We start from the raw sequence: 21,121 nt of genomic DNA, 5'->3' as shown, positions 1-21,121 counted from the left end.
GTGATTTGGAAAAACTGATTTAACACTATAACTTAAAATTCTTTTCAATCGCCTTTATCATTTCTCCTGCAACATCCTTGTTTGTAGCGCCTTCGATTCCTTCAAGGCCAGGAGATGAATTTACTTCTAGTAATAACGGCCCTTTAGACGAACGAATAATGTCAACACCAGCTACTTTCAAATCCATCGCTTTTGCTGCTTTAATGGCGATCTTTTTTTCTTCTGATGTTACTTTTATTACAGAAGCAGTTCCTCCAAGGTGAATATTGGCTCTGAATTCGCCAGGCATGGCTTCTCGCTGAATGGCAGCAACCACTTTACCATCGATGACAAAACAACGAATATCTTTTCCGTTTGCTTCTTTAATGAATTCCTGGACTAAAATATTTGCATTTAGGCTTTTAAAGGCATTGATAACACTTTCTGCTGCTTTTTTTGTTTCGGCTAATACAACGCCTTTTCCTTGTGTTCCTTCAAGTAATTTTACAATTAAAGGCGAACCTCCAACCATTTTAATTAAGTTGTCAGTATCTAAAGGCGAATTTGCAAAACCGGTTGTTGGAATATCAATACCACTGTTTAAAAGTAGTTGCAAAGAGTATAATTTATCGCGTGACTGCGTTATGGCTGTAGCCGAATTTAAAACAAAAACTTTCAGTGCTTCAAACTGGCGTGTTAACGCACAGCCGTAAAAAGTGATACTTGGTCTAATTCTGGGAATTATAGCATCAAATTGATTTAATATTTTTCCGCCTCTGTAATGAATCTCCGGAGTCTTTGCATCAAGTTTCATGTAGCATTCTTTGATGTTCAAAAAATGCATTTCATGACCGCGCATTTCGCCTGCCTCCATAATTCTTTTATTGCTGTATAATTCTGGATTGCTGGCTAAAAGTCCAATTCGTAAGCCTGAAGTTGCTTTTTCAGAGTTTTGGTATAATTCTTTTAATGTTTCGGTAGAAGGCTGCCCCAACATATATTTTTCTTCAGGATCTACCAAGACACGCCCGCTCATAGCTTCTCTGCCTAAAAGCATACGGAAACCCATTGAATCGCGATTGGTCAATGTCATTTCGATTGGCCATTTTATTTCACCAAGTTTAATGCTGGTCTGAATTACATAACGATGTTCTCTGAAGCCGCTTGAACTTTTTACAATTCTTTTGTCGACCAAAGGAGCTTCACAATGAATTACGGTTTTAATATTATTCTGAATTGGATTAATGTCGAATTTTACCCAATTGGCATCATTTTTTATAAAAGGGGCTATGTTTATAGCGTGCATTGCAGAAGTTTTTGCACCGGAATCCACACGGGCTTTGATTGTAGGGATTCCCAAATCAGGAAATGCACACCATTCTTCACTACCTAAAATGACTTTGTTTTGAAGCATATATTGTTTTTTATTGTAGAAATTTAATATTCAAAAATAGCTATTTGCATTTATTAAAGATAGTGATTTACCTAAAAAAAACACCCGTTATGTTATGAAAACGTAACGGGTGTGTTATTTCTGTTATAAATTTAAACTACTTTATTGATTAGTCGGCTCTTCTGCTTTGTGAATTTCTACTGAAAGTTCCTGAGAGTCATCTTTTAAATCCATTACGATTTCATCACCTGAATGTATTTTTGAAGTGATAATTTCTTCAGCTAATAAATCTTCAACATATTTCTGAATTGCTCTTTTTAGAGGTCTTGCGCCAAATTGTCTGTCAAAACCTTTTTCAGCAATAAATGCTTTAGCTTTGTCAGTTAAGCTTAAATTGTAGCCAAGTTCTGAAATACGAGCGTATAATTTTTTAAGCTCAATTTCAATAATAAGATCAATGTCAGCTTTTTCTAATGCGTTAAATACGATTACGTCATCAATTCTGTTTAAAAATTCCGGAGCAAAAGTTTTCTTCAAAGCATTTTCGATAATGCTTTTCGAATTTTCATCAGCCTGAGCTACTTTTGCAGCAGTTCCAAATCCGACACCTTGTCCAAAATCTTTCAACTGGCGTGCTCCAACATTAGATGTCATAATAATAATAGTGTTTTTAAAGTCGATTTTACGACCTAAACTGTCTGTTAAATAACCGTCATCCAAAACCTGAAGCATCATATTGAATACATCCGGATGTGCTTTTTCGATTTCGTCTAAAAGTACAACACAGTATGGTTTTCTACGAACTTTTTCAGTCAATTGACCTCCTTCTTCGTAACCAACATATCCCGGAGGCGCTCCAACTAAACGTGAGATCGCAAATTTCTCCATGTATTCACTCATGTCGATACGAACTAACGCATCTTCAGAATCGAACAATTCCTTGGCTAAAACTTTTGCCAATTGTGTTTTACCAACTCCTGTCTGACCTAAGAAAATAAACGAACCAATTGGTTTGTTAGGATCTTTAAGTCCGGCTCTGTTACGTTGTATGGAACGTGCAATTTTTAAAACAGCATCATTTTGACCAATTACTTTGTTTTGAATCAATTCAGGTAATTTGGCTAGTTTGTTGCTTTCTGTTTGTGCAATTCGGTTTACTGGAATTCCGGTCATCATAGAAACAACATCAGCTACATTATCTTCTGTAACTTCAATTCTGTTGCTTTTAGAATCTTCTTCCCATTGTTCCTGTGCAAGAGCTAAATCTTTTTCAATACGTTTTTCATCATCACGAAGTTTGGCAGCTTCTTCATATTTTTGTTTTTTAACTACCATATTTTTGTTTTCACGAACTTCTTCCAGTTGACGTTCCAAATCAAGAATTTGTTTTGGAACATCAATGTTAGTAATGTGTACGCGAGAACCTGCTTCGTCAAGTGCATCAATAGCTTTGTCTGGTAAAAAACGTTCAGACATATATCTGTTTGTTAATTTAACACAGGCTTCAATGGCTTCTTGTGTGTAAGTTACATTATGATGATCTTCGTATTTGTCTTTTACGTTATTCAAAATTGCAATTGTTTCTTCAACAGAAGTTGGTTCTACAATTACTTTTTGGAAACGTCTTTCTAAAGCACCGTCTTTTTCAATATATTGTCTGTACTCATCAAGAGTTGTAGCGCCAATACATTGAATTTCTCCTCTTGCTAAAGCGGGTTTGAACATGTTTGAAGCATCAAGAGAACCAGTTGCTCCACCTGCGCCTACAATTGTGTGAATTTCATCAATAAAAAGAATGATATCATCATTTTTCTCAAGTTCATTCATTACAGCCTTCATTCTTTCTTCAAATTGACCGCGGTACTTTGTTCCGGCGACTAAGCTTGCAAGATCTAAAGTAACCACGCGTTTGTTGAAAAGTATACGAGATACTTTTTTCTGGATAATGCGCAAGGCTAATCCTTCTGCAATAGCAGATTTACCAACGCCAGGTTCTCCAATAAGGAGTGGGTTGTTCTTTTTTCTGCGGCTTAAAATTTGAGAAACACGTTCAATTTCTTTTTCGCGACCTACAACAGGATCAAGTTTTCCTTCCTCGGCCATTTCTGTTAAATCTCTCCCAAAATTATCTAATACAGGAGTCTTAGATTTTTTGTTTGACTTATTGGCTGGATTGTTGAAACTACTTTCTTTTAGACTGTCATCTTGTCCTGAATCATCATTATATGATTCGTTTTTTGGCAAGTTTTCTAAGAATTCTTCTTCGTTTGGAGTCATATTTAAATATTGTTCTTTAGCTATATCATAATCTATTTTCAGCTTATTCAATAACTTGGTTGTTGGATCATTTTCGTTTCGTAAGATACATAAAAGCAGGTGCGCCGTGCTTATTGATGAACTTTGAAATACTTTAGCTTCTAAGAAAGTTGTCTTCAGGGCTCTTTCGGCCTGTCGGGTAAGATGAAGATTCTTCTTTTCTGTATTTACTTCAACGCTCTGGTTGGCTGGACTCAGTATTTCTACCTTCCTGCGTAAATGATCTAAATCGACTGCCAGGTTATTAAGAATATGAATAGCTTTTCCGTTACCATCTCTTAAAATGCCCAGCATTAGATGTTCAGTACCAATAAAGTCATGTCCTAGACGTAGGGCTTCTTCTTTACTGTATGTAATAACATCTTTTACTCTTGGTGAAAAATTATCATCCATAATATATAATTGGTATTGTAAATTTAATGATTTAGTTTTTGAAAAACAAAAACCATACCCTTTGAAATCTCGTGTCAGCTAATAGACAAAAAAAATAACAATAAAAACGTTAAAAAACGCTTAATTTATTAACTAAAGCATAAAATAAAGTTGTTAATAAATCATTGAAATAAGTGTGTGAAAATAGTTATAAAAATTTCAAAAAAACGTATCTTGGCACGCTTTGAAACTAAAATAATTATTTAATATAACAACTTATGTCTGAAGGAGAAAAGTTAATTCCTATTAACATCGAAGATGAAATGAAATCAGCTTACATCGATTATTCGATGTCAGTAATCGTATCAAGAGCACTTCCAGATGTTAGAGATGGCTTGAAACCAGTGCATCGAAGAGTTCTTTACGGAATGTATGACTTAGGAGTAACATCAAGATCAGCCCACAAAAAATCTGCGAGAATCGTAGGAGAGGTTTTGGGTAAGTATCACCCACACGGAGATACATCTGTTTATGATGCCATGGTACGTATGGCTCAGGAATGGAGTTTGCGTTATCTTTTGGTAGATGGTCAGGGTAACTTTGGTTCTGTAGATGGAGACAGTCCGGCTGCAATGCGTTATACCGAGGCCAGAATGAAAAAGATTTCGGAAGAAATTATGGCAGATATCGAAAAAGAAACAGTTGATTTTCAATTGAACTTTGACGATACATTATATGAGCCAAAAGTTATGCCTACCAGGGTTCCTACTTTATTAGTGAACGGGGCAACGGGTATTGCTGTTGGTATGGCGACAAATATGCCTCCACATAATTTAACTGAAGTTATTAATGGTACTTTAGCATACCTAGACAATAACTATATTGAGGTAGACGAATTAATGACGCATATTAAAGCTCCGGATTTTCCAACAGGAGGTATAATATATGGTTATGAAGGCGTTCGTGAAGCATTTAAAACCGGTAGAGGTCGTATCGTAATGCGTGCTAAAGTTGGTTTTGAAGAAGTTGATGGAAGAGAATCGATTATTGTTACTGAAATTCCGTATCAGGTTAATAAAGCTGATATGATCAAACGTACAGCAGACCTCGTTAACGAAAAGAAAATCGATGGTATAGCTAATATTCGTGACGAATCAGACAGAAACGGTATGCGTATCGTTTATATCCTAAAGCGTGATGCAACTCCAAATGTAGTTTTAAACACCTTATATAAGTTTACACAATTGCAGTCTTCTTTCAGTGTAAACAATATTGCATTAGTAAAAGGCCGCCCACAAATGCTGAATCTGAAAGATATGATTCATTATTTTATTGAGCACCGTCATGATGTTGTAGTTAGAAGAACTCAGTTTGAATTACGTAAAGCTGAAGAAAGAGCACATATTTTAGAAGGATTAATTATTGCTTCAGACAATATTGATGAAGTAATTGCGTTAATCAGAGGTTCGAAAAATACAGAAGAAGCCCGTGAAAAATTAATTGAAAGATTTAAATTATCAGATATTCAGGCTCGTGCAATTGTTGAAATGCGTCTACGCCAATTAACTGGACTGGAGCAGGATAAATTAAGAGCTGAATATGAAGAATTGATGAAATTAATCGATCATTTGAAAGCTTTATTAGCAGATGTAAATTTAAGAACCAATTTAATTAAGGAAGAACTTGTTGAAATCCGTGATAAGTATGGTGACGAACGTCGTTCCCAAATTGAATATTCGGGTGGTGATGTAAGTATTGAAGATTTGATTGCCGATGAAAATGTTGTTATTACAATTTCTCATGCAGGTTACATAAAACGTACAAATCTTACAGAATACAAAACTCAAAATAGAGGAGGAGTTGGTCAAAAAAGTGCAGGAACAAGAGATCAGGATTTCCTTGAACACATGTTTGTTGCTACCAATCACCAATATATGATGTTCTTTACGCAAAAAGGAAAATGTTTTTGGATGCGTGTTTACGAAATTCCGGAAGGAAGTAAAACGGCAAAAGGTAGAGCAATTCAAAACTTAGTGAACATTGAAAGTGATGATAAGGTAAAAGCTTTCATTTGTACACAAGATTTGAAGGACAAAGATTATATCAACAGTCATAACCTTGTAATGGTTACTAAGCAAGGTCAGGTTAAGAAAACATCTTTAGAGAAATATTCTAAACCTAGGGTAAATGGTGTTGCTGCTATTACTATTAAAGAAGGTGATGAGTTAATGGGAGCACAATTAACTAATGGTGAAAGCCAGATTATCTTAGCAGTAAAATCAGGTAAACTGGTTCGTTTTGAAGAAACAAAAACGCGTCCAATGGGAAGAACAGCTTCCGGAGTTCGCGGGATTACTTTAAAAGATGATACTGATGAAGTAATTGGTATGGTTACTGTCGATAAAAACGATATTCATGATTCACAAATTTTAGTTGTTACAGAAAACGGTTATGGAAAACGTACAAAATTAGTTGATGACGATGGAGAAGATGTGTACAGAATTACAAACCGAGGTGGTAAAGGAGTTAAAACTCTTAATATTACTGAGAAAACTGGTAAATTAATATCGATTAATGCTGTGACCGACTCTGATGATTTAATGATTATCAATAAATCAGGATTAACTATCAGAATGGCTATTGAAGACTTACGTGTCATGGGACGTGCAACTCAGGGTGTAAGATTGATTAACCTAAAAGGTAAAGATTCAATTGCAGCGGTTACGAAAGTAATGAAAGATGATGCGGAAGAAGTTGTAGTAGATGAAGATGGAAATGTAATAGAATCAGTAATCGAAAGAGTTAAACCAGATTTAGAAGTTCTTGAAGATGATGGTGTTGTAGAAGATGATGAAGATGATGATTCTGAGGAAGAAATTGAAGACGAGGATGATTCTGAAGAAGAAGAATCTGAAGAATAGAAAATTTATCCACACAAATTAAAATTAAATACACAAATTGAATATTATGAAAAGTAAATATGTAATACTTGCATCAGCATTATTGATTTCAGTAGCTACTTTTGCTCAAAAAGATCAAATAAAAAGTGCTGAAAAAGCATTAAAAGGTGGTGATGCTCAAGGAGCAATTTCAATATTGAAAGATGCTGAAAATATGGTAGTAAATGCAAAAGATGTTGAGCAGGCTCAATACTATTTTGTACAAGGTAATGCTTATTTAGAGCTTGCAAACAAAAGTGTAGAAACGGGTAAAAACCTGTCTTTATCAGCAGAAAGTTATAAAAAACTAATTGATTTGGAAAAAGCATCAGGTAAGCAAAAGTATTCAACTCAGGCAGCTACATCAATTACGCAAATTAAGGGTAAATTGATTAATGCTGCTATTGCCGATACTCAGTCAAATAAAGCAGCAGAGGGTGCAAAAAAATTGTATGATGCTTATTTATTAGATCAAAAAGACACAATCAATTTATATTATGCAGCATCAACATATGTAAACGCTCAGGATTATGATGCAGCTTTGCCATTGTATGAACAATTGAAAAAACTAAATTATTCAGGAAAAGGAACTAGCTATACTGCCCTAAATAAAATTTCCGGTAATGAGGATGGCTTCAATACGGCAAATGAAAGAGATATGGCAGTGAAATTAGGTACCCACGAGAAACCTAAAACTGAAACAATTCCTTCTAAAAGAGGTGAAGTTTATAAAAATTATGCTTTAATTTTGCTTCAAAAAGGACGTACTGAAGATGCAAAAAAAGCAATTTCAGATGCAAGAAAAGCAAATCCAGACGATAGTTCTTTAATTCTGTCTGAGGCTAACTTGTATTTAGAAACTAAAGATTTTGATACATATAAAAAATTAGTTGGAGAAGCTTTACAAAAAGATCCAAATAATAAAGAATTAATTTTCAATCTTGGCGTACTTAGTGCAAATGCAAAAAACGCTGTAGATGCTGAGAAGTACTATTTAAAGGTTATTGAAATCGATCCTAACTATGCAAATGCTTATCTTAATCTTGCAGCATTGAAATTAGAGGCAGAGAAACCAATTATTGATGAAATGAATAAATTAGGTACTTCTGCAAAGGATATGAAACGTTACGATGTACTTAAAGGACAGAGAGAAGCTGTATTTAAGAGTGTTATTCCTTATCTTAAAAAAGCAAATGAGTTAGATCCTAAAAACCAAGATGTTTCTAAAACATTGTTAGGTGTATATAAAGCACTTGAAATGACTGCTGAAGCTAAAGCATTAAAAGCTACAATGTAGTATTTGAAATGAGTTAACAATAAAGTAAAACCGTCTAAATATTTAGACGGTTTTTTTTTTATACCGTAATTTAAATATTAAAGATAATTATTTTTTCATTACTGTCGGATAAATTTATTTCGATATCTATAAAAAAAAAGAGTATCAATTTTTTTGATACTCTTTTGTGTTGTAAATTAATACTTATCTTCTTCCGTGACCATGATGATCATCGTGTCTGTCATTTCTATCGTCTTGGTCATGTCTATCATGTTTCTCGTGTCTATCATGTTTGTCATAATGTTTGTAATTTTTACGATTATCATGACGACGGTCATTGTAACTGTAAGCAGCTCTCGGTTTGTAACATCTTTGAGGAGCGCCATGGTATCCTTTATAGTATTTTACTTTATGGCGATCAAAGTATTTATAGGGAGTTCTTCCGTGGTAATCTGTTAGTACCACCTTGTAGCCTCCATATAAATCATAATTTCTGTATGCTCTTGGTAAATATGTTGTTCTAACCCATCTTCCTCCTCCGAAATAAATAAATTGTGAAGCACGTACATCATAATAAGCTTCAATATCAGGAAGATAATAATATTCCATTTCTGAATATCCTGCAGGTCCCCATGCAGGCGGAGTTCCTATATTAACGTTTATTGATACCTGAGCTTGTGTCGTATTTGCAACTATTAGAAATAATCCAGCGATTGCTAATTTTATAGTTTTCATTTTTAATAAAATTTAATTGTTAATCTGTGTATGGATATCCATATACTGTGCCAAAAATAATATTCTAGAATGAATTATGTCTGTAAAAATATTTTTTTTGAAAAGTAAAATATGCTGTAATGCTTGATTTTGCTGATTTTTAGAATCTTATGAAATTAAAACAACAGAATCAAAAATTAGATAATTTTGGATTAGATTATTTATATTCTACAATTTTCGGTTTTCCTAATTCAAAAGAGTGAAGGCCTATATCTGAAGTTTGAAAAGTATTTGTTTTGAAAATATTTTCGCCCTGAAAAGGTATAGTTGGATAATATGAAACAGAAAGCTGAAATGAACTGAAGACGAGATAATCATTACTTATTAAAACACCCATACTAACTTTTGAATAATATTTGTTTTGAAGTAAACCTGACGTACTGTTTCCCAGAACGGCAATTGAATAATTTAGGTAGGGATTTAATCTAAAACCTAAAATTTCTTTCGGAGCATATGTTTGCGTTTGTAATGTTAATACCATTTTGCTTTTGCCGTAATGAGCTGTATTAAATCCCTGAATTCCGTAATTTTCGTTTATGGTGAGCTGATCACCTATAGAATTAGCCCTGTTAATTCCGATCATTACTTCGGGTTTAATAAATTGCCTTAATTTCCAGTCCCCAAATGTCAATAAATTTGTAAAATAATTGGCTTGAAAGGAAATAGAAGTCTGATAGGTTTTTGCTTGATGAAAAAAAGTGCCAATCTCGAAATTAGTACTCAAAAATCCCCATTTATAATAGTCGCCAAAAGAGGCTTGTGCTCCTATATATGGTCGCCATATTTTATTTTTATACTGATAACCGGCCGTTATTCCGTAAATTCTTCCAATAGGAATGTCTTCAGTATTTCCATTTCTAAAAATATAATTGTCTTTGACGAATTCCCGTGTATTTATTCCAAGACCCAGTAAAACCATTTTTTCGTCTGAAAAAAAATTGATTGTATCAAATGCCAGGCTAGGTTTTTCAGTGTAATCGATGTTTAAAAAACGGCCCGAAACAATAAGGTTAGTTGTTCTTTCTTTTTTTGGACTTACACCTGTAATATTAAAAGCTTTACCAACCCAAAAATCATGAGTGTTGTATTTGAAGGGCTGAAATTCATATTTTAAATTTGCATCTTGTAAAGTGTCCCGTTTAAATTGCTGTCCTAAAATAAAACCGCCCGCCCATTTAGTTAAAGGTGAATAAAAAGGACGCTCCATAGAGATACTTTTTATATAGTTATCATCTAAATCATTGTAATATCTTAATTTAGTAGTGATAAAAGTATTTTTGATATTCGGAATAGTGTATAAGGCATCATGTGCATTATGTCCATCGTCAAATCTATTGGTAAATTTATATTCGAGTTGTTGTCCTGAACCTAAAATATTGCGGTCGTTAAATCCAACACCAACTCTTGAACTCGATATTGAGAATTTTGGAAGTAAGCTCCACGAATCTAAAACCCGGACAGTAATATCAATAGAATCATTGCTTGTTGAAACTAGTTCTCCTGAAATTGTAACTTTGCTGACATATCTTTGAGATCTGATAATACGTTCTGTTTCTTTTATTTTATAGGTATCATACGGTGAATTACGTCTAAAGAGTAATAAATTTTGTATAGCGAATTTTTTAGTTTTAAGGTGTAATTTATTTCCTGTTCTCTGTCCCCAATTCTTTGGTGCCATTGTAGAGTCAGTATCTGATCGACCAAAAGGGTCTAAGGTAATAATTCTGATTTTTCGAATAATTTTTCCATCAACATTCGGAAGAGATTCTTTTTTGACCAAAGTTTCATTTTTCTTTTTTATTTTGGAAGGTTTGAAAATGATTCTCTTTAAAAAAGTTGTGAATTTTCTTTTTTCTGAAAGTTTTTTTATTTTATCATATTTCTCAATACTATCTTTTTTAGTCTGTTTTTCTTGTGAAGAAGCGCTTTGGGAAAAATTCCAAAGGAAAAGAAAAAGCAAAAAGATTTTGATAAAGTTTCGAGACATGCAAATAAAGTTAGCGTAAATTATTGGTGATTCTATAATTTAAAATAATATGCAGAAGATAAAAAAAACAATTTTAATTTTCAGTTTTTAATTTTCTGATTCGCCATGTAAATTTTTTCGGCATATGATTACCCATAACGTAGCCCCAAGGTTCTAAGGGTTCGATTCTGTCAAAAATAATTTTTAAAATAGCCAAAAGCGGAATTGCCAAAAACATTCCTGAAATTCCTGCAATACCCCCGCCTATGATAATTCCAATTATTGAAACTAAAGCATTAATTTCAACTTTTGAATTTATAATTAGGGGAACAAGTATATTGTTATCTATGAGTTGTACAATAATATTTACAATAAGAATACTTATAATTATAGACAAATCAGGAGTTCCGGTAAGTGAAGATAGAATAGTTAGAATGCCCGCAATCATAATTCCGATGTATGGGATTAAATTTAAAATTCCTGTCATAAGTCCAAGTAGAATGAAATATTTGGCTCCTATAATCCATAGGCCAAGACCTGTTAAAATAGAAACTACAAACATTTCGAAAATAAGTCCCAGGATATAATTGTTTATAGAAATTTTTATTTGAGTAATGATCTCTTTCAATTTTGCATGATCTTCCTTGTTAAATAATTTAGCCAAAAAGAGAATAAAGTGAGTTTTGTATAAAAGAAACAAAAATGTAAAAACGACCACAAGCATGCCATTGAATAATATATCGCTTAGTGAACCAATTGCAGTTCCTATAGTTCCAGAGCCATTTTGTACAGAATCGTTCGTTACTTTTTCAATATATTTTTTTTGCTCCCAAATACTTATTTGAAACTTTTCATGAATATAGGATTGCGCATTATTAAAAAAAGCTATCGCATTTTTTTTAATAATATCAAAATCATTGGCAATATCTGTTACCTGATAAGATATGAAAGCTAAAATTGCTGCTATACAAAGAACAAAAATCACTACAGTGATAAATGAAGCAAGATATATAGGAATATGTATTTTGTGATGTAATAAAGTGTGCAGAGGCAATAACAAAACTGTAAATAAAAAGGCTAACATTACAGGAGTGATTATATTACTCCCAATGTAAGTTATGATACCAATACAAATTACAGATAATAATATAAAGGTTAATTTGGCATAAAAAGGGAGTGTGACAGGTTGATTCATTTTATTGGAATTTAAAACTAAAATTAGGCTAATCAAATATTAAACTTTATTTACTTTATATTGTTTTAGCTTTTAAAAAATAGTTTATAAAATTTCCATTAAGTGCTAATCAAAAAATTCTTTCTCTTCATACGTGCTGGTCATTATAGAGATTCCTTTCTGTAGTAAGAGATTATTAGGGAAGATGATTTTCTCGCCTTCTTTTGTCCTTAAATTTACATGAAAAGCACTTATGTCTTCAATTTCTGCTTCAATCGGGAAATCTTTGTCATGAATTTTTATAGTGTCTCCAATTCGGAAAGGAAAGGAAAAAAACAAAATCATTCCGGAAGTGATATTGCTTAAAATTGACCATTGTGCAAACATAGCAACGCCAATTACAGTTGTAATTGATGAAACGGTTATAAATATATCCTTAGTATCGACTCCCCAAATGATGATTAAACTAATAATCACCAGTGTATTCATTAGTAAATGAATGTATTTAATAATAAGGTTTGTTCTGTGTTCAAGTCTTTCACTGGTTTTTGCAAATTTTCGAATTAGTTTAGCTACTATTATTCTAAGCAATATTAATACTATAAAGAGGACTATTGTTGCTAATATTTCTTTTGAATATTCCTTGAAAGAAAACATAATTAAATTTTTACTCTAATATACTTAAATAATTATAAACTTTTGATGTTGGTAATCCCATAACATTGGTATATGAACCTTCGACTTTAGCAACAGCCATAAAACCAAACCATTCCTGTATGCCATAAGCGCCGGCTTTATCATAAGGTTTATAGTTTGCTATATAGTATAAAATAGCTTCATCAGATAAATTATTGAAAGTAACTTTTGTAATATCATTTAAAATTGTAGAAGAAGAGCTGGTTTTAAAACAAACCGATGTTATAACTTCATGAGTAGTACCGGACATAGATTTTATCATTTCAAAAGCTTCTTTAGCATCTTTAGGTTTGCCTAATGCTTTATTTTGGTGCCATACAATAGTATCGCTGGTAACTAAAATTTCGTTTTCTTTCAATTCTCCTTCAAATGCATTTGCTTTCAAAAGTGCTAAAAAGTCTGTAATTTCTATAGCCTTTAATTCTGGAGGATATATTTCTTCAATATCTTTTAAACGAATTTCAAACTCCAAATCCAAATCCTTAAAAAATTGCTGTCTTCTAGGCGAACCCGAAGCCAGAATTAAGGTATATTTTTTTAGTTTTTCTTTAAGCATTATAATGAATGTTTAAGGTAATGACCACAATTGATAAAATTCCGAAAAGTAAAATTAATTTTAAAACAATACTCAAATGATGAAACTCTTTTTGTGATTTAGCAGTAAATGCTTTAATTATAAAATAAAGGAGCGGCGCCAAAACGAATATAAATGAATATAAGGTAGCTATAAAAAGACCATTTTCAACAAAATAGTTTTTAATGTAAAAAAGCAATAGAACAAAAGGAATAATGGAAATAATTGAAGCAATTTTTGTCGTCCGGCTAACACCAATAGCAATAGGAAGCGTATTCATCCCCTGGTTGTAATCTCCATTAACATCTTCTATGTCTTTGATTATTTCCCGGATAAAATTAATCATGAAAGCAAATAGAGCATAATCGGTTAAAATGGAAAACAAACTGGTCATTTGTGCTTTGTTTTCGGGTATTATTGCAGGAAAAACATCGAAAATCCCAATAATAATTACACTCAGTGCCAATACCAAAGCCACAATAATGTTTCCTAAAATCATAATTTGTTTCAGGGTTGTGGAATAAAAATAAAGCATTGAAGCAATTAATATAAAAATAGTAGCAAAACCCGGTCTCTGAATAACATTTGATAAATAAAATCCAATTGCAACACCCGTAATATTCAGGGCAATATAAATGTTATAACCCCTGGCTTCAGAAATTCCTTTACCAATTATAACATCGTTTGGTTTATTGATTCTATCAGTTTCAGTATCAAAAATATTATTAATTACATAACCTGCAGCAGCAATTAAAACGGTACTTAAAACCAATAAACCATATTGCCAGTCTGATAAGGCCAAAGGAATATTCTGTCCTTTTAAAAAGGCATAACGGAATAAAAACTGCATAAATGCAAGCATTAATAGGTTTTGATAGCGAATGAGTTTAAGATATTTCATTTTATAATATTCTAAGTAGTTAATTGTTAGGGATTTTGTTAATTAAACTAATCGTGTTGACCATTAAAATATTCCATCCATTTTCCCTGTACTTTCATGACTTGTTCGATTACATCACGAACAGCACCTCTTCCGCCTTTAACATGTGAAACATAACGGCAAATATTTTTAATTTCAGGACTTGCATCCTGAGGGCAGGTTGGTAAACCAACAAGTTTCATAACATGAAAATCAGGAATATCATCCCCCATATATAATACATTTTCAGGTTTAATGCTATTATTTTCAGTATATTCCTTAAAAGTTTGTACTTTATCAGGAGTTCCTAAATATATATCCGTTACTCCTAAATTACGCAATCTGATGCGAACGCCTTCATTGCTTCCGCCGGAAATAATACATACTTTAAAACCACTTTCTACAGCTGCTTTCATAGCATATCCGTCACGGATGTTCATTGTACGAAGCATTTCGCCTTCGTTGGTTACAAAAACAGAACTGTCTGTAAGTACGCCATCGACATCAAAAACAAACGTTGTGATGTCATTCATTATTTCTTTAAAGTGTTTTGCCATTATTTTGTATAGATTGTGTTAGGATTTTATAGATGTTTCTCTGATTTTCATTAGTTAAATAATTCAGATGCGCCTCAATTGTGACAGAATCATTGCGTTTTGCCGGACCTGTTTGGGCGTCAACGGGTGTAAGGGTTTTTATTTTTTCTGCAGTTTCGAGAATGAGGGGTTTTAAAATTTCGAAAGGAACCTGGTGTTCTTCACAAATTTCTTGTCCAATTTGAAACAAATGATTTGTGAAATTGTTGACAAAAACAGCTGAAACATGTAATGCTTTTCTTTGTTCTGAACTGATTGAAAAAACAGTATTCGAAATGCTTTTAGCAACCGTTTCCAAAATACTGTAATCCGCTTCATTTTCTGCTTCCAGACAAATCGGAATAATTGAAAAATCAACAGGCTTGGTTTTGGAAAAAGTTTGTAACGGATAAAAAACGCTTCTTCGGTTTTTCAAATTTAAAAGATTAATTGAAGAAGTTCCTGATGTATGAGCTACTAATTTATTTTGAAAAGGTAATTGTTCTGATACTTCAGAAATGGCATCATCTGTAATCGAAATAATATACAAATCGGCTTCTTTTAAATCTGAAAAATCAGTTACAATTTTTTCAGAATCAACCAGATGTAATAAGGCTTCTTTTTTTCTGCAAAATACTTGTCCAATTTTGACTGATTCACTTTTAGTGAAAGCTTTTATCAAATGCTGAGCGACATTTCCTGAACCGATTATTGTTGTTTCAATCATGTCGCAAAATTAGCATTTTTTTAAAGATATAGAAATGTTAGAGTTTTGAATTCATTATGTGAAATTTGTACTTGAATGGTATAAGGAGTCATTAAAATTGAATTGTAATAGAAAACCTGTTTAATTAAGATTTAACTAAGTTTAAATGAACTCTTTTTGGTTTTTATTAACAAAAGACAAATACTGCAACTCAACATTTTTAAGTACTTTTGTGCCACTTTTATACACAGTAATTCCTTCAAAAATGGATAAAAAAATATTCTCTTTTTTGTTTTCTACACGATTAATGGCCGTTCTTTTTTTAACATTTGCAGTCGCAATGGGTATTGGGACTTTTATCGAAAGTAAATACAATACGGATACCGCCCGAATTTTGATTTATAACACATGGTGGTTCGAGGCTATAATGGTCTTTTTTATGATAAATTTCTTTGGAAACATTAAACGTTATCAATTATTGAAAAAAGAAAAATGGGCAACTTTATTACTTCACGTTGCTTTTATTTTTATTCTTTTAGGAGCTTTTATTACTCGTTATATCAGTTATGAAGGTGTAATGCCAATCCGTGAAGGTGCTGCAGAAAACCAAATTCTTTCAGAAAAAACATTTTTAACCGTTTTTGCAGACGGAGAATATAAAGGAGAAATGAAACGCAGAACTTTTGAGGAAAGCTATTTGTTTTCGCCTGTTACCAATAATGATTTTACACTTTCGGGTAAATTTGACCAAACTCCTTTCGAAGTAAGTTACGTTAAATACATCATGGGAGCAAAAGAAACTATAAAGCCGGATACAAAAGGAGTCTTATACATTAAATTAGTTGAAGCAGGAGCCGGTGGACGTGAGGAACATTTTCTGAAAGAAGGTGAAGTTCAAAATATTCACAACGTTTTATTCGCCTTGAATAAACCAACCGATGGTGCAATTAATATAAATACAACTGGAGATAAATATACTATTCAGACTCCTTTTGAAGGGGACTTTATGCGAATGGCAGATCAGTTTAAAGGAAAAGTAACCAAAGATAATGTACAACCTTTAATGATGCGTTCTTTGTACAGTATTGGCGATATCCGAATTGTTTTCCCGGATCCGGCCATAAGAGGAATTGTGGACTATGTATCGAATAATGACTATAAAGCTAAATCTCATACTGATGCTTTAATCGTAAAAGTTAAAGCGGAAGGTCAGGAAAAAGAAGTACGTCTTATGGGGTCTAAAGGAAGTGTGGGAGAGCCACAGACCGTTAAAATCGGAAAAATTGAATACAGTTTATTTTACGGAAGTAAAGCCTATATTTTACCTTTTAAAGTAAAACTAAATGATTTTATTGCAACAAAATATCCAGGAACAGAGAAAAGTTATTCCGCATTTGAAAGTAAGGTTACTGTTCAGGATTCTGCAGAAACTTTTGATGCTGATATTTATATGAATCACGTTTTAGATCATAAAGGATACAGGTTTTTCCAGTCTTCGTTTGCCCCCGATGAAAAAGGGACTGTGTTGTCTGTAAATCACGATTGGTGGGGAACTTCGATTACTTATTTAGGATATTTCATGTTGTTTTTTGGGCTTATGGCTATCATGTTTACCAAAGGTTCCCGTTTTACAGATTTAAAACGAAAACTTGAAAAAGTAAAAGAGAAAAAAGCAAAATTAATTACGATTTTAGTTTTAATGTTGAGCTTTAACGGTTTTGCACAAGAGCCACATGTTCATACACCTGGAGACAATCATAACCACAATCATACACACACTCATAACGATGATCCTAATGATCATGCCAATCACGTAACACGCCCGCCAAGCCAGAAACAAATAGATTCATTGTTGACTATCTACAAAGCACCGGAAGCTCATGCTGCTAAATTTGGTCGTTTGATTATTCAGGATGCCGGAGGAAGAATGAAGCCTATTAATACTTTTTCGTCAGAGTTATTGAGAAAAGTAAGCCACAGCGATACTTACAACGGTATGAATTCTGATCAGGTATTTTTGTCGATGACACAGTATGCCCAGGTTTGGATTCAGGTTCCGCTAATTTATATTAAGAGTGGAAACGACAGTATCCGTAAAATCATAGGAGTTGACAAAGACGCAGAATTTGCTCCATTTGTGAAGTTTTTTGATGAAAACGGAAATTACAAATTATCTCCTTATTTAGATGATGCTTATAAAGCTGCAAATCCGAATAATTTTGAGAAAGATTTTGTAGAAACAGATAAGAAAGTAAACCTGATGGAATCTGCTTTAAGCGGCAGTATATTAAGGATTTTTCCAATTCCGAATGATCCAAATAATAAATGGATTTCTTATTTAGAAATTGGCAACGCTGGTTTAAAAGGAATGGATGAAACTTATGTAAAGCAAATAATCCCATTGTATTTTAATGCTTTAAATAACGGTTCAATTTCTAAAGATTTTAAAACTGCAGATGATTTGGTAGAAAGTATCAATGGTTTTCAAAAGAAATTTGGAGCAAAAGTTCGTCCAAGCGAGCAAAAAATTGATGCCGAAATCGCCTATAATAAATATGATGTTTTCAAAGTACTGCCATATTGGTATATAACGGCTTCAATTTTGATGTTGTTTTTTACCATCTTAAATATCTTTTTTGAGAAAAAATGGATTCGCATAACGGTAAATGGTTTCCATATAATTGTAGCATTATTATTTTTGCTTCACACATTGGGATTGATTGCACGCTGGTATATTTCAGGTCACGCTCCGTGGAGTAATGCTTACGAATCTATAGTTTATGTGGCTTGGGCAGCGATGTTCTTCGGATTAGCTTTTGATTTCGGAATTATTTTTCCTAATATGTCTATATTATGGCTTTTATTCCATTTGTCTGCTATTAAAACGGAAAGTAAATCAAAACTGACCGTTGCATCATGTGCCTTTGTAAGTGCAATGATTTTAATGGCGGCCTACATGAACTGGATTGATCCGGAAATTGCCAATTTACAGCCTGTTCTTAATTCCTATTGGTTAATGATTCACGTTGCGGTAATCGTAGCGAGTTACGGCCCATTTGCATTAGGATTTATACTTGGTTTTGTGTCTTTGGTGCTGATTTTCTTTACCAACAAAAACAACAAAGCCAAAATGGATTTGAACATCAAAGAGATCACATACATCAACGAAATGGCATTGACAATTGGTTTAATCATGTTGTCGATAGGAAACTTCCTTGGAGGCCAATGGGCCAACGAAAGCTGGGGACGTTACTGGGGATGGGATCCAAAAGAAACCTGGGCTTTAATCTCGATTATGGTCTACGCATTTGTAATTCACGCTCGTTTTGTACCAGCTTTACGCGGAAAATGGTTTTTTAATTTAATGAGTATGTTTGCTTTTTTATCTATTTTGTTTACTTATTATGGTGTAAATTTCCACTTGGTAGGTCTTCACTCATACGCAAGCGGAGAGGCACATTCGTTAAACTGGATCTGGTATTCATTAGGGACGATTTCAATAATTGGAGCCATAACATATCCTAAATATCGAAAATATTATAAAAAATAATAGTTATTAATTCACATAGAAGGTTCAGCTTTACGGTTGAACCTTTTTTTCTTTAGAAGAATTGGTTTGTAATTTAGTAAGTTTAAATTTAGAAGCTGTTCCTGCTGTCCACTATATCTTTTGTGGCGAACCCCGCCACAAAAGGATGCCGTTTCCATCAGGGCTAGGGCTTTTAGTTTTCATTATAAAATTTAAGGCATAAAAAAAGGATAGCTTTTACTATCCTTTTTTTATAAATATATTTTATTAGATTATTTTTTAATGATTTCCTCTAGAACAGCTTTGTTTTCGTAGTTGGTCACTTTAAGAATAATCTCTTGGTTTTTAATCGTTTTTCCTTCTATGATGTATAATTTTCCCTTTTTGAAAGGAACATTGCTTTGATCAAAATCTACATCACCAAATTGCAGTGTATTTTTAATATCAGCAGTATCAACCCATTTATCGTTCAGGGTTTGAATTGCTTTCTCAGAATATTGAAATGGTTTGGTTCTTAAGCTATTCAAAACCCGAGCATTTGGAAAGTAGTTGCATCGAGTATCTTTTCCACTAAAAACGAGCGCTACAAAAAAGCATCCCATAACTAAACCAACTAAATAATAAGCAAAACGATGTACAAACTTCATGAATTAATTTTTTTGCAAAGGTAAGCTAAAGTTGCTTTAGAAAACAAGTAAATTAATATCGTTATCAGGTAAATCAAACCATTCTCCAATAGCTTTGTTAGTTAGAATTCCATGGTATAAATAGATTCCGTTTTTTAAACCTTTATTACATCTTATCGCACTTTCCAAACCACCATCTTCAGCTATCTGCAAGAGATAAGGAGTGATTATATTGCTTATGGAAAGTGACGCCGTTTTAGAATATCTGGATGGAATATTAGGTACACAATAATGCAAAACATTACTTTTTATAAAAGTTGGTTTTTCGTGGGTTGTTACCTCAGAAGTCTCAAAACAACCTCCGGTATCAATACTTACATCAACAATTACAGCACCTTTTTTCATATGTTCTACCATAGTTTCAGTAACAACAATCGGACAGCGTTCTTTTCCTCGCATAGCACCTATGGCAACATCACAACGTCTTAAAGCTTTAAGTAATGCTTTCTGTTGAATAGTGGATGTAAAAATTCTCTGGTTCAGATTGTTTTGTAAACGACGTAATTTGGTAATAGAATTATCAAATACTTTTACATTTGCGCCTAACCCAATAGCGGTTTTTGCAGCAAATTCACCTACGGTTCCAGCACCTAAAATAACAACATCAGTAGGAGGGACACCAGTAATGTTTCCAAATAAAAGTCCTTTTCCAAATTCATTTGTAATCATGAGCTCTGCAGCAACCAGAATAGAAGCTGTTCCGGCAATTTCGCTTAATGATTTTACGGCAGGATAGGAGCCGTCTTCGTCTTTAATATATTCAAAAGCAAGTGCAGTGATTTTTTTTTGAGCTAAAGCTTCGAAATAAGCTTTCTTTTTTGTTTTCAACTGAATCGCAGATATGATTGTCGTTTCAGGATTAATCATTTTGATTTCTGCCAAAGTAGGCGGCTCAACTTTTAGCAATAACGGACAACCAAAAACTTTTTTAGTGTCTTTTGTGACTTCTGCTCCGGCATCACTGTATTCCTTGTCAGAGTAACTGGAACTTTCTCCTGCCCCGGATTCAATCATAACACGATGTCCCGCATATGTTAAGGAATTTACTGCATCGGGAGTTAAACAAATACGGCGTTCCTGATAACTTGTCTCTTTGGGGATACCGATAAAAAGTTCTCTTTTTTTGCGGCCAATTTCAAGTTTTTCTTCTTGTGGCAACAATTGTTGTTTCGTAAATGGAGTTAAGGTTATTGACATGGGGTACGCAAAATAATTAAGAGTACAAATTACGTAAAAAGTTTTAAAAT

At 33.1% G+C, this 21,121-nt stretch carries 15 protein-coding genes; 3 read left to right on the top strand and 12 right to left on the bottom strand.

Features of this window, described 5'->3' with window-relative positions; translation table 11 throughout:
- Positions 1–25 precede the first annotated feature (25 nt).
- Both rimK and FLACHUCJ7_RS23040 read right to left on the bottom strand, forming a co-directional pair.
- The gene (gene rimK / locus FLACHUCJ7_RS23045; protein WP_078229404.1) at positions 26–1,393 is read right to left on the bottom strand and encodes a 30S ribosomal protein S6--L-glutamate ligase; all 1,368 of its coding nucleotides are present in this window, start codon (positions 1,391–1,393) and stop codon (positions 26–28) included.
- Between the two features lie 141 nt (positions 1,394–1,534).
- The gene (locus tag FLACHUCJ7_RS23040; RefSeq protein ID WP_180910681.1) at positions 1,535–4,081 is read right to left on the bottom strand and encodes an ATP-dependent Clp protease ATP-binding subunit; all 2,547 of its coding nucleotides are present in this window, start codon (positions 4,079–4,081) and stop codon (positions 1,535–1,537) included.
- A 257-nt stretch (positions 4,082–4,338) separates the two neighbouring features.
- Here FLACHUCJ7_RS23040 and gyrA point away from each other — a divergent pair, with 257 nt between their 5' ends.
- Together gyrA and FLACHUCJ7_RS23030 are read left to right on the top strand one after the other, a co-directional pair.
- Positions 4,339–6,981 carry a DNA gyrase subunit A gene (gene gyrA / locus FLACHUCJ7_RS23035; protein ID WP_180910680.1) on the top strand — a complete coding sequence of 881 codons (2,643 nt, stop codon included), beginning with the start codon at positions 4,339–4,341 and terminating at the stop codon, positions 6,979–6,981.
- Positions 6,982–7,027: 46 nt separating this feature from the next.
- A complete protein-coding gene (locus tag FLACHUCJ7_RS23030) occupies positions 7,028–8,296 on the top strand; it encodes a tetratricopeptide repeat protein (protein WP_078229401.1) in 1,269 nt (422 codons plus the stop codon).
- A 183-nt stretch (positions 8,297–8,479) separates the two neighbouring features.
- On the opposite strand, the gene FLACHUCJ7_RS23025 is transcribed toward FLACHUCJ7_RS23030, so the two are convergent.
- The 8 genes from FLACHUCJ7_RS23025 to FLACHUCJ7_RS22990 form a co-directional block, all read right to left on the bottom strand.
- Complete coding sequence (locus FLACHUCJ7_RS23025; RefSeq protein WP_078229400.1) at positions 8,480–9,010, bottom strand: hypothetical protein; 531 nt, start codon at positions 9,008–9,010, stop codon at positions 8,480–8,482.
- Between the two features lie 196 nt (positions 9,011–9,206).
- On the bottom strand, positions 9,207–11,036 hold the full coding sequence (locus tag FLACHUCJ7_RS23020; RefSeq protein ID WP_180910679.1) for a BamA/TamA family outer membrane protein: 1,830 nt from the start codon (positions 11,034–11,036) through the stop codon (positions 9,207–9,209).
- 73 nt (positions 11,037–11,109) lie between these two features.
- Positions 11,110–12,210: an AI-2E family transporter gene (locus tag FLACHUCJ7_RS23015; RefSeq protein WP_180910678.1), complete on the bottom strand. Its 1,101-nt coding sequence runs from the start codon at positions 12,208–12,210 to the stop codon at positions 11,110–11,112.
- Positions 12,211–12,315: 105 nt separating this feature from the next.
- Positions 12,316–12,846, bottom strand: coding sequence for a mechanosensitive ion channel domain-containing protein (locus tag FLACHUCJ7_RS23010; protein WP_180910677.1), 531 nt, complete (start codon positions 12,844–12,846; stop codon positions 12,316–12,318).
- A gap of 10 nt (positions 12,847–12,856) precedes the next feature.
- On the bottom strand, positions 12,857–13,441 hold the full coding sequence (locus FLACHUCJ7_RS23005; RefSeq protein ID WP_180910676.1) for a Maf-like protein: 585 nt from the start codon (positions 13,439–13,441) through the stop codon (positions 12,857–12,859).
- Positions 13,434–14,360, bottom strand: a complete 927-nt coding sequence (locus FLACHUCJ7_RS23000) for a geranylgeranylglycerol-phosphate geranylgeranyltransferase (protein WP_180910675.1) — start codon at positions 14,358–14,360, stop codon at positions 13,434–13,436. Before FLACHUCJ7_RS23000 ends, FLACHUCJ7_RS23005 begins: the two co-directional genes overlap by 8 nt.
- A 47-nt stretch (positions 14,361–14,407) precedes the next feature.
- Positions 14,408–14,935 carry a KdsC family phosphatase gene (locus FLACHUCJ7_RS22995; protein ID WP_078229394.1) on the bottom strand — a complete coding sequence of 176 codons (528 nt, stop codon included), beginning with the start codon at positions 14,933–14,935 and terminating at the stop codon, positions 14,408–14,410.
- On the bottom strand, positions 14,919–15,680 hold the full coding sequence (locus FLACHUCJ7_RS22990; protein ID WP_180910674.1) for a Rossmann-like and DUF2520 domain-containing protein: 762 nt from the start codon (positions 15,678–15,680) through the stop codon (positions 14,919–14,921). Before FLACHUCJ7_RS22990 ends, FLACHUCJ7_RS22995 begins: the two co-directional genes overlap by 17 nt.
- Before the next feature lie 244 nt (positions 15,681–15,924).
- On the opposite strand from FLACHUCJ7_RS22990, the gene ccsA reads away from it, so the two are divergent.
- A complete protein-coding gene (ccsA, locus tag FLACHUCJ7_RS22985; protein WP_180910673.1) occupies positions 15,925–19,209 on the top strand; it encodes a cytochrome c biogenesis protein CcsA in 3,285 nt (1,094 codons plus the stop codon).
- A gap of 251 nt (positions 19,210–19,460) precedes the next feature.
- On the opposite strand, the gene FLACHUCJ7_RS22980 is transcribed toward ccsA, so the two are convergent.
- Both FLACHUCJ7_RS22980 and FLACHUCJ7_RS22975 read right to left on the bottom strand, forming a co-directional pair.
- On the bottom strand, positions 19,461–19,835 hold the full coding sequence (locus tag FLACHUCJ7_RS22980) for a DUF4258 domain-containing protein (protein ID WP_180910672.1): 375 nt from the start codon (positions 19,833–19,835) through the stop codon (positions 19,461–19,463).
- Positions 19,836–19,871: 36 nt separating this feature from the next.
- Positions 19,872–21,071: an alanine dehydrogenase gene (locus FLACHUCJ7_RS22975; protein ID WP_180910671.1), complete on the bottom strand. Its 1,200-nt coding sequence runs from the start codon at positions 21,069–21,071 to the stop codon at positions 19,872–19,874.
- Between the last annotated feature and the right edge of the window lie 50 nt (positions 21,072–21,121).

Origin of the sequence: Flavobacterium salmonis, from assembly GCF_903819435.1 — a bacterium.
Lineage (GTDB): Bacteria > Bacteroidota > Bacteroidia > Flavobacteriales > Flavobacteriaceae > Flavobacterium > Flavobacterium chungangense.
Note: the sequence above shows the minus strand (reverse complement) of the source record. Positions and strands in the feature narration are given on the sequence as shown.